General features: G+C 61.2%; 9 protein-coding genes. 6 read left to right on the plus strand and 3 right to left on the minus strand.

All coding sequences use genetic code 11. The features are described from left to right. Positions 1–404: 404 nt before the first annotated feature. The gene (gene floA / locus NZK35_RS26385; RefSeq protein ID WP_259635515.1) at positions 405–1,508 is read left to right on the plus strand and encodes a flotillin-like protein FloA; all 1,104 of its coding nucleotides are present in this window, start codon (positions 405–407) and stop codon (positions 1,506–1,508) included. Between the two features lie 42 nt (positions 1,509–1,550). Next, positions 1,551–2,009, plus strand: coding sequence for a hypothetical protein (locus tag NZK35_RS26390; RefSeq protein WP_259635516.1), 459 nt, complete (start codon positions 1,551–1,553; stop codon positions 2,007–2,009). Positions 2,010–2,408: 399 nt separating this feature from the next. On the opposite strand, the gene NZK35_RS26395 is transcribed toward NZK35_RS26390, so the two are convergent. Together NZK35_RS26395 and NZK35_RS26400 are read right to left on the minus strand one after the other, a co-directional pair. Beyond that, the gene (locus NZK35_RS26395; protein ID WP_259635517.1) at positions 2,409–3,230 is read right to left on the minus strand and encodes a ParA family protein; all 822 of its coding nucleotides are present in this window, start codon (positions 3,228–3,230) and stop codon (positions 2,409–2,411) included. Positions 3,231–3,322: 92 nt separating this feature from the next. Further along, a complete protein-coding gene (locus NZK35_RS26400) occupies positions 3,323–3,664 on the minus strand; it encodes a hypothetical protein (protein WP_259635518.1) in 342 nt (113 codons plus the stop codon). Positions 3,665–4,075: 411 nt separating this feature from the next. Here NZK35_RS26400 and NZK35_RS26405 point away from each other — a divergent pair, with 411 nt between their 5' ends. Genes NZK35_RS26405 through NZK35_RS26415 form a run of 3 tightly spaced genes read left to right on the plus strand, consistent with a single transcriptional unit; the run spans position 4,076 to position 8,972 of the window. Then, positions 4,076–8,068 (plus strand): S1 RNA-binding domain-containing protein, encoded by a 3,993-nt coding sequence (locus NZK35_RS26405; protein WP_259635519.1) that lies wholly within the window; start codon positions 4,076–4,078, stop codon positions 8,066–8,068. Next, complete coding sequence (locus NZK35_RS26410) at positions 8,065–8,556, plus strand: hypothetical protein (protein ID WP_145208685.1); 492 nt, start codon at positions 8,065–8,067, stop codon at positions 8,554–8,556. Before NZK35_RS26405 ends, NZK35_RS26410 begins: the two co-directional genes overlap by 4 nt. Before the next feature lie 47 nt (positions 8,557–8,603). Continuing rightward, positions 8,604–8,972: a VOC family protein gene (locus NZK35_RS26415; RefSeq protein ID WP_259635520.1), complete on the plus strand. Its 369-nt coding sequence runs from the start codon at positions 8,604–8,606 to the stop codon at positions 8,970–8,972. A 129-nt stretch (positions 8,973–9,101) separates the two neighbouring features. Here NZK35_RS26415 and NZK35_RS26420 read toward each other — a convergent pair whose 3' ends face one another. Continuing rightward, positions 9,102–9,830, minus strand: coding sequence for an ankyrin repeat domain-containing protein (locus NZK35_RS26420; RefSeq protein WP_259635521.1), 729 nt, complete (start codon positions 9,828–9,830; stop codon positions 9,102–9,104). A gap of 137 nt (positions 9,831–9,967) precedes the next feature. Here NZK35_RS26420 and NZK35_RS26425 point away from each other — a divergent pair, with 137 nt between their 5' ends. After that, positions 9,968–10,357 carry a hypothetical protein gene (locus NZK35_RS26425; protein ID WP_259635522.1) on the plus strand — a complete coding sequence of 130 codons (390 nt, stop codon included), beginning with the start codon at positions 9,968–9,970 and terminating at the stop codon, positions 10,355–10,357. Positions 10,358–10,656: the final 299 nt, after the last annotated feature.

Here is a 10,656-nt window from a genome sequence, read left to right on the forward strand (position 1 = left end):
TCAGGTACCAATGGCGCGGACATTAGTAAAACGGGATTCAGCAACCGTTGGTGTCTAGCCTTTAGCCCAATACCGCTAAGTTAACATGAATGAGGGGGCCCGGACGCTGGCGCGAACCGGCTGATGTCAAACGAATATCAGCCGTTTGGCGCGAGCCTACGGGCCCTCATCTGAAGAAACGACGCTTAACTTAGCGGTATTGGGCTAATGCCTGCACACCAACACCCTTGAGCGTCAACGACTTCAAATCCGCGCGACCGCCTTGTGGACGGGTGTCGCGGGCGGTGATCGGATCCTGTACATTTGATGGAGGTTTGGCCGGTCCATGGACGTGGAATCCTCGCGCGTCTTGGCGGAACAAACTGATCGGCTGAACTCGATTCGCACGGACAGGATGCAACACAATGGTTTTCGGGTCGTCACCTCCAGCTACTCTGATCGCTTGGTCAGCGAATTTACTTGCCGTTGAAGCAAGTGATTTGACCGTTCCGGCGCTCGTGGGCGCCTTGATTTTGATCGGCATCGCGCTGGTCGTCTTTTTTGTTTTCGCCAGCTATTTCGGCATCTGGGTGCAATCCTGGTTGACCGGGGCCGGAGTAGGCATCGGCGACTTGATCGGAATGACGTTCCGAAAGGTCAATGCACGGTCGATCGTCCGCAGCAAGATCATGGCCGTCCAAGCGGGCTTGGATGACCCGGCGATGACCAGCGAGGCATTGGAGGCCCATTACCTGGCCGGCGGAAACGTGCAACAAGTCGTGCGTGCGGTGATCGCGGCCAAAAAAGCGAAAACGATTTCTTTGACCTTCCGCGAGGCGGCGGCCATCGATTTGGCCGGACGCGATGTCTTGGAATCGGTCAAAACCAGTGTGTACCCCAAAGTGATCGACTGCCCGCCGCGCGGCTCCGTCAAACCGTCGTTGGATGCCGTCGCCAAAGACGGAATCCAATTGAAAGTGCGTGCTCGAGTCACGGTCCGGGCCAACTTGCAGCAATTGATCGGCGGTGCCACCGAGGAAACCATCATCGCACGTGTCGGCGAAGGGATTGTCAGTGCGATCGGCAGCGCGGACAGTCACGCCGCAGTGCTCGAAAACCCCGACGTGATCAGTAAAGCCGTGCTCGCCAAGCGACTTGATTCGCAAACCGCGTTTGAAATCGTTTCGATCGACATCGCAGACATTGATGTCGGGGCCAACATCGGTGCCCGGCTGATGGCGGACCAGGCCGAAGCCGACACGCAAGTCGCCAGGGCACGCGCCGAAGGCAAACGTGCTGCGGCGGCGGCGGAAGAGAAAGAGATGGAAGCCAAGGTCGAAGAAAGCCGTGCCGCACTGGTGATGGCCCAAGCGTCCGTCCCAGAGGCGATGAGCGAAGCGTTCCGAACCGGAAAGCTGCACATCCTGGACTACTACAAATTGCAAAACGTGAGCGCCGACACGGAGATGCGAAAATCGATCGCCTCAACCGGCCAGTCACGCAACAATTCCGACAGAAAGAACGCATGATCGATGCGTTGAATGCGACTGAGAACCACACCCGAGTGAAGCATGGCTGGTGATCTAGAAGACTTTCTCAAACGCGCCGCCGAACGCCGCGCCCAAAAACAACAACAAGCCGGCGGTGGTGGTGCGGGCGGCGGCAGACCGGCAAGGCCGGCGCCGAAACCGCGGCCCAAACCGGAATACACCGAAGCCAGACGGGAACGTCAGGTTCGCCAGCGGTACGAAGAGCCGATCCCGGTGGCGGAACTCGTCGAACCGGTCAATCCGCTTGCCGAACAGCAACGCAAGTTGGCCGAGTCGAAGAAAAAAGCCGCCGAGGCACGTGAGAAGCTGGCGCAGCAACAACGCGACATTCACGAGCCCCAGGAAGTCGATCGCGGAGTCATCTCCATCGCCGGCGGATCACCCGCGGAGCAATTGTTGGATCTGATTCAACGTCCCGGCGGGTTGCAGCAAGCGTTCCTGCTACGAGAAATCCTGGAACGCCCCGAAGACCGCTGGTAAGGCCGGGCGCTGGGTGCAATGCACCGTTGTGGTCCCTCTGGCGATCATTTTCATCAGTGCCTCGATATCCCGAAAGGGATGGCAGCGAGTCGCCGGCGGTCAAGCGCAGCGAACACCGCCGGAAATCCTTTGACGCCAGGCGGGGTTGTTTTTGTTAGCGGCAGAAGGCGAGCGGGCTGTCGATTTAGTCGGGTTCTGCTGAGTCAATGGTGAGCCGCCGGCCGTCAGGCCTCGGGCAGGCGTCGCAGTGCCCGGCCGCTTACGCGTCACGGCTCACAAAATCAGCAGCCCGCGAGCCGTCCGGTCGCACCGTGAAAGACCGGATGGCTCGCGCCCTACCGCTAACGAAAAACACCCCGCTCGGCAACCATCACACTCCATTCAAATCTGGCCGAAGCGTCAGGCGGCCATGCGTTCGTGCATCACCGCGTTTTGTTCTTGCGCGATGACTTCTTCGGCCAGGGCTTGGTAGTCGATCGAACCGTTGCTTTGGGGTGCGTACTGGAAGATCGACTGTCCGAAGCTGGGGGCTTCGGCCAGGCGCACGTTGCGACGGATGCGAGTGTCGAAGAACCGGGCGCCGCGGAAGAACTCGCGGCCGCCTTTGGTGGCTTGAAAGAATTCGTCGATGTCGGTACTGACTTCGGCCGCCAATCGGGTGTTGGAATCGTACATGCAGAGCATGACGCCGGAGAGGCGAAGTTGGTCGTTGAGACGGCGTGAGACGACTTCGATCGTACGCAGTAGTTTGCTGAGGCCGTGCAGGGCGAGGAAGTGGGGTTGCAGCGGAAGGAAGACTTCATTGACCGCCACCAGGGCGTTGACGGTCAGCACACCCAAGCTGGGCGGGCAGTCCAGGATCAGGTAGTCGTATTCGTCGGGGTCGTCGTCGAGTCGGTCACGGAGGATCATTTCTCGACCGACTTCGCCGGCCAATTCCAATTCCGCGGCGGCCAGGTCCAGATTCGAGGGGACGACGCACAGATTGTCGTTGACGCGACGTTTGGCTTCGGAGATCGACGCGTCCCCGCAGAGGATTTCGTACATGCTGGGCTGGTCGTCGACTGCGGTGATGCCGAGGTGCAGCGAGGCGTGGGCCTGGGGGTCCAGATCCATCACGCAGACACGGCGACCGGATTGGGCCAGGGCAGCCGAAAGGTTCACCGAACTGGTGGTTTTTCCAACCCCGCCTTTCTGGTTGATCACAGCGATAGAACGCATGGTTTCATTTCCTTGGGAAATAATCACGTCGATTCGAGCGACGTTTTGGGGGAGGTGTTGACGCCAGAGCCGGGCAGGCTGACCGGGATCGATCAGGCCGCGACTCCGCGGTTCAGGTTCTGTTCGGCTGTGCCCTTGGGTTCCTGTTGAAGCTTCTCAAAGGCAAGCAGAACTTCGTGCAAATCGGAATCGATCACGACGACGTCGTCCGCAAAATCATCCAGCCAGGCGCTGTTGCAGCGTTGGGCGCTGAGCAGCAACCGGGCAAGCATTTTGATGGGGACGGAACTGGTTTTTTTGGGGCCGGTGCCCGCAATTTGATCCAGTTCACGGAGCCATCGGGGATCCGATCGGGGTGGTCGGTGGTACTCTGATGGATCGTCTTCGGACCAGACTCTCCATCCCGCCTGCAATCGCTGATCAAAGTTGCTCATCAATTTCTATGGTCGATCGAAATCCAAAGGTGAGTGGCGTCGGCAAACCGACGGGTATGCGTAACCGGTATCGACTTTGACGGCTGGAGAAGTAAAGGCGAATTAAATGATTTTGCCGGTTATCCCAGTTTCACGGTCGGGGGAGGCGTGTCTGATTCGTGGGGCCCTCAGTTGACAGGTCGGCCACGCGGCGCTATTCTCGCGCGGCGAACACTGGGGGGGAACTCGTTGTGAATTGAGATTCCACCCGGATCGCCCCACGTGGGGATTTTTCCGCTGCGAATGTCAAATGCCGATTTCGGCGTCCGGCAACGCGGCACACCAACGATTCCTGGATCGCCGCCCGTGTTGGTGCTTTGTTGGCACCGGCGTTGTGCGTGGCGTCCGGACCAACACCGAGACCGACTGATCATGGCTGTCGATCTAGAAGCCATCGCCCGACGCGGGCGATGCGATGCATCGAGTCTGAAACTTGCCTTGCCGCTGATTGAGCAGGGCTATGAAGCGCCTTTCTTAGCACGTTACCGTCGCGACGAACTCGGCGGGCTGGACGAAGCGACGCTGTGGAATCTCAAAGCGGCCGTCGATGCGGAGAAGTCTCTGGCCGATTATCGCGACGAGTTGCACGAATTGTGGCTGTCCACCCCGCTAGCCGATCCGGCCATCGGGGACGCGATTCGCAAAAGCGGCTCTAATCGAACGCTGCAACGGCTCGGTAAACGGCTGCGCCAAGAAACCGCCGCCGGAATCGACACCGACGCCAATCGGTTGGCCGTGCGGATGCTCAATCCCCAAAAAGGCGATCCGTCCGATCCCGCCGCGGTCGCCGAAACACTGGAATCGATCTCCGATGCCGCCGCGGCCGTCGAAGGGCTGCCGAAGGCGATTCCCGGCCGACTGGCCGGTGACCCACGCGTGATCAGCGCCGCGGTGCGTTGGCTGAGCCGAAACGCAAAACTGCACATCTCCGATGTGCACGATCCCCACATTGCGGCGGCGGAAAATGAGCAGGCCCAAGCCGCCAAGGCCGCCAAAGCCGACGCCAAGGCCGCCAACGCGGAAGCCAGGGCCGCCAAAGCGAGCGAGGCAGCCGAGGAGAGCAGTGCAGAGGCAGCCGCACCAACGACCGACGCCGCCGAGGCGGCGACGACACAGGCTCCTGGCGAACAGACTCCTGGCGAACAGGCTCTTGGCGAACAGACTCCTGCTCCCGAGGCGGCGACTCGGCAAGCTGAAACGCCCGCTCCTGCCGAAGCCTCTCCGGCTGAAGCCGCTGATGCAGGTTCGGCAGAACCTTCGACTGAAGCGGAATCGCCGGCCGCTGAGCCCGAAGCGGCGGCAGCAGCCGAAGCGGTGAGCGAGACCTCCGAGTCGGCTGACGGAAACGCACAATCCAGCCAGGGCGAACCCGCCCAGGCCGACGGCGAACCGCCGGTACCCGCCGAAGCCAGTGCACCCGCCGAAGCCAGTGCACCCGCCGAAGCCAGTGCACCCGCCGAAGCCAGTGCACCCGCCGAAGCCAGTGCACCCGCCGAAGCCAGTCCGCCCGCCGAAGCCAGTCCGCCCGCCGAAGCCAGTCCGCCTGCGGAATCGGATCTGCCGGGGTTCAAGCCGGATCCGGACGAGAAACCGGCGGGCAAGAAATCGAAGGCGAAAGCATCGACGCCGAAAAAACAGAAGAAAATCTCGCCCCGCCAGCGTCGCCGTCGGTGGTTGGTCAGCGTCCTGAAGCCCTTGGAAGGGAAGCGGATGCCGGCGACCAAGTTGAGCGCCTTTCAAGTCGTCATGCTCGGTCGCGCGTTGCGAAGCCAGGTCGCGGTGTGTGCGTTTGAGTATGACGCGGCGAAGTTGGTCGGTGAAATCAAGCGAGCGGTGGTTGCATTGAACCCGGGGTTGGAATCCACCTTGGGTGACGTGGTGATGCAGCACGAAGCCGACATCCGCGAGGCCGCCGAGGCGGCTTGGTGGGATGAACTTCATGAGCGCGCGTCGGCACGGTTGGTCAGCGTCGTGGCGGACCATTTGCGACGTCAGGTCAATCGCGGCCCCGTCGAAGCGAAGGTCGTGATGTCGATCGATGCCGTCGGGCCGAAGACCGCCGCGACGGCCATCGTGTCATCCGACGGCCGCGTGCTGCACGGCGAAGATCTGCCCTGTCAGTTGTCCGGAAGTGTGCGTGGGCAAACCGTCGCCAAGATGGGCGAGTTGATCCATCACTACCACGTCGATCTGGTCGTCGTCAGCAACGGGCCGGCTCGACGCGCCTGCCTCATCGCGCTGGGAGACTTGATCGCACAAAGCCCCGATCACTCGGTTCGCTGGACGGTCGCCGATCGCTCCGGCGCGGATACCTATGCCAGCAGTGACGTGGCCAATTCCGAAATGCGGTCGACGCCGAGGCGTTTCCGTGCCGCGGCCTGGATCGCGTTTTCCGTTTTGCATCCGCCCCAAGCCTACGCAAAAGTCGATCCCCTGCGACTGCGACTGGCGTCGTTCCAAAGTGAATTGTCCGAAGACGCGTTGTCGATTTCATTGGGGCATATCATGTCCAGTGGCGCGTCACGCGGCGGCGTGGATAGCAACGCCGCGCCGTTGGGTTGGTTGCAGCAACTGCCCGGCATGAACCCCGACGTGGCATGCTCGTTGATCACGCGACGCGAACAAAATCTGCTGCGTTCACGCCAGGAACTGCTGGAACTGGACGGCTGGGAATCGGTCGTCCAGACCCGTCAGGCGATTCCGTTCCTGCGGGTTTTCGAAAGCGACGAAGTGCTCGACGGGACCTTGATCCATCCGGACGACTATGGGTTGGCCAAAAAACTGGCGACGGCGCTCGAAATCGAATTGCCTCCGCCGGCTCCCCCGGGATACGAAGCCCCCAGCTACGAAAAACTGGCCGATCTGGCTGAGCCCAAATTGGTCGACGCGACCCAGCCCAAGCAACCGGCTCCGGTCGAAGATTTTGATCATGCCGGCGAAAAGGCGGGCGAATTCAAGATCGGTGACGATACCGAATCGTCGGATCCCGCGGTCGCAACGGAGTCAGACGAGTCACCCGCTGCGGAAACAGCTGCCGAGAACGTCAGTGAAATCGCGTCCGCTGAGCAGGTTGCCGATGCCGAGCCAGACGCCGCGGCTTCCGATTCGACGTCGGCGGATGAGGCGGACGCTGTCCAGAATTCTGAAGGTCAGGATGCCGAGTCCAAGACGCCCGACGGCGAGGTTGCGGCCACGGCCGAGTCGACCGGTCCCGGGCCGGAGAACTCCAGTCCCGAACCGATCAAGCGTCCCGTTCCCGAACGTGCCAAGATCGACAAGTGCATCAAGGAATGGCAGGTCGGACGGCACCGCGTGAACCAATTGGTCGGGTGGCTCTGTGATCCGTTTGGTGAAACGGCGATCAGCAATGACCCGCCCGGCGTGCTCGACACGATGCCCACACTGAAGACGCTCAAGCCGGGCGACCAGGTCGTCGGCGTCGTCGTCGGGGTGATGAGTTTTGGCGTGTTTGTCGAATTGGCGCCCGACTGCAGCGGACTGATTCACGTCAGTCGTTTGAGCGACGGATACGTGGAAGATCTCAACGAAGCGATTCAGGTCGGTGATGTGGTCACCGCGTGGGTCACCGGGATCGACGAAAAACGACGCCGCGTCGGCTTGAGTGCGCTTTCGCCCCAGCAGGAAGAGCGGCTGGAGAAAGAAAGACACAATCGCGAAGCTGGCGGTGGTCGTGGCGGTTACCGACGCGATGCCCGTTCGGGCGGCGGCCAGGGACGACAGGGTGCCGGGCGCTCCGGCGGCGGACAAGGTCAACGCAGCGGCCAGCCACAACCGGCCGCTCAAGGTGCCGGAACGGCACGCGGTGACCAACCGGCCGGCGGACGTGGCGGACAGGGACGTGGAGGCCAAGGTCGTGGCGGACAGGGACGCGGCGGACAGGGACGCGGAGGCCAAGGTCGTGGCGGACAGGGACGCGGCGGACGAGGCGCTCAGGGGGGCCGCGGTGGTCGTGACTCGCGAAAACCACGGCAGCCCGAATCCTATCGCGTGGTCGCCAAGCCCGAAGCAAAACCGCTCACCGATGCGATGCAAAAGGGTGACGAACCGCTGCGTTCGTTCGGCGATCTGTTGCAGTTCTATTCCAAGCAGGAAGACACGCCCGCGGCAAAGGAGTCCAAACCCAAGTCGGACGCTGCAAAGTCGGACACTGCTAAGCCGGACACTACGAAGACTGAAACCGCTGCTACCGAATCGGCCAAACCGGTCGAGCAAGTGCCGGCGGCGACCCCACCGGCACCGGTTCAAGCGGCCGTCGGCGGTGAAGCCGGGCAACGCGACTCATCCGGTCAAGCTGCCGGCCCCAGTGACGCGGGGGCCGAGAAGCCAGCGGAGGCGTCGGAATGAAGGACGATTTTCAATCCCGTCTGGAATCGGCGATCCAACGGGGGCAGCGGCGACGCGATCATTCGGCCAGCGAAGCGAAACGCAAGGAGTTGACCGAGGAGGAGTTGAAGCGGCTGCACACGTCCTATCGGCTCTCGCTGTCCGAGCGAATCGAAGTGAAGATGCGGAGCATCATCGATGCCTTTCCGGGGTTTCGTCAGGAAGCCCTGTTCGGCGAAGTCGGTTGGGGAACGGCGTGTTATCGCGATGATCTGAGAATCAAAAGCGGACGTCGATCCAACGCCTACAGCCGATTCGAAATGGTCATCCGTCCCTACAGCGATCTGCGTGTGTTGGATCTGAAGGGCAAAGCGACCGTCGAAAATCGCGAGATCTTCAACCGGTCGCTGTTCCGCAACATCGAGGAAGTCGATGTCGAAGAATTCGAAGACGTGATCGACGCGTGGACGATCGAATATGCCGAGCAATACGCGGCCAGGTCGGCGTAGAACGAAGTTCAGTTCCAGGTTGCAAGCTCCCCGTTCCAAGAATCAAGTTGAACGTTCATCAACTCAATCACGTGGCACTGCACGTCGCCGATGTCCCGGTCAGTGTGGCGTTTTATCGGGACGTTTTGTGTTTGCCGGCGATGGATCGACCGGCGTTCGATTTTCCCGGTGCCTGGTTTCGCTTGGGTGTCGATCAAGAACTGCATTTGATCGGCGACCGTGATCAACCGGTGCATTCAAGTCATCGTGGAACGCACTTGGCCCTGATCGTCGATGATTTGGATGATTGGGAAAAACACCTGGATGCCCATCAGGCGACTCGGCTTCCCCGCCGGATCCGACCCGACGGTGCCCAACAGACCTTCGTGCAAGATCCTGACGGACACTGGATCGAGCTTTGTGTCCCGGAAAAATAATGCCAGGTGTGTCGGCGGTTGGCAGAAAAATGGGGGGCAAAAAATGGTCGGTGGAAAACGAGAAGCAGACAGGGAAATGGGTGACAAGAAAATAGAGGTTGCCCATGGTAGAAACTGCCGACTGCAACCCTAAAACGCTTCCAACCGTTCGGCGAGTTTGATGTGGCCTCCTTGTCGGGCGAAGTAGGCGGCGGATTCTCCGTCGATATCGACCATGTCTTTCTTGGCGCCTCGCTTGAGCAACACCTCCACGACTTCGGCTTGTCCTTCGGCAGCGGCCATCATCAGCGCGGTCCAGTGTTCGCCGTTGTCGACGGCGTTGATGTCCGCGCCGGCGTCGAGCAGGATTTCGACCGTGGTCGGTGCGGGGCCGCTGGCGGCGTGAATCAGCGGCGTCTTTCCGGTCCGGTCGCGGGAATCGATCGTGGCGTTGTGCTTGATCAGTAACTTGACGATGGCGTCGTGACCGTTGTAGGCCGCCATGGCAAGCGGCGTCAGTCCGTTGGCATCGGCTTCGTTGACATCCATGCCGCTTTCCAAGCAGAGTTCGACGACGCGCAGTTTGCCGTCGTGGGCGGCCACCCGAAAGGCTTCGGGGCTGTACAACGTATTCGGGGTGGCCTCCGGCTCGGACGCGGTCGTCGATTCGGTTTCCGCAGCCGGTTGAGATTCGATGGCGTCGCTGTCTGTTGTGTCGCCTGCGGCGGGATCGCCCGGTTCGATTGCGGTTTCGGCTTGGAGGTCGGTGTCCGTACCGGAATCCGGGGTTTCACCGTTGCAGCCGACCGTCAACAGCAGGGCGGCGAGACAAAGTGTGGTGGCCAGAACGTGGAGAAAAGAGGTCGAACGGGTGGGCATGATGAGCGATCAAAATCGGGCGTTGGGGTGATGTGACCGGTTGTGTCAACGGTCTCGCGATCCTGTTGGTGGTCACGGAGGCGAAATCGCTTCCGCGGTCTTCAGTATCTCACATTTCTTCACGGAGGAGCGATCCGATGGCAAAGTTTTACGTTCAGTGTGGTCAGACGGAACTGGTACTCAACAGCGACACGGCGGATTCGGCGGCCTTGGCGATGATCGATCGCATTCTCGGGCCGCATTTGTGGATCTATGATGATCCCGGGTTGAGCGAATTGGAGTGCTGCCAGCATTTGATGTTGGAAGCGCTGTTGCATCTTCCCACCGAGATTGCGGTCAGCGAGCAGGGGTTTGACCGCGACGATGCCGTGACGATCTCGGTCCCGGAGACGATTCATTGCTGGCATGCGTTGATGATCGGAATGCGGCGGTTGTTTCACGAAGCCGGGCTGGACCGCAGCGTCGCGGTGCTCGCCGGTGCCGAGGCGATCGATCGCGTGGTCTCGTCGCCTCGATTGCCCCGTTAGGCAACTCTGCGACGCCTTTTTTAGCGGTAGGGCGCGAGCGGGCTGTCGTTTTTGTGAGCCGCGACGCGTAAGCGGCCGGGCACTGCGACGCCGCCCGATGCCTCACGGCCAGCGGCTCACCATTGACTCAGCAGATCCCGACTAAATCGACAGCCCGCGAGCCCTCCGGTGTTGTGGCAGAGAGGAAGAACCGGAGGGCTCGCGCCCTGCCGCTAAAACCTCAAGCAATCGAGTTCGGGATTCCGGTGGTGCGCCAAGGCGACCACCGGCTACTTGCTGCAACCCCTCTCGGGGTCAAA

The organism is Stieleria sedimenti (assembly GCF_025060895.1).
GTDB classification, from domain to species: Bacteria; Planctomycetota; Planctomycetia; order Pirellulales; family Pirellulaceae; genus Stieleria; species Stieleria sedimenti.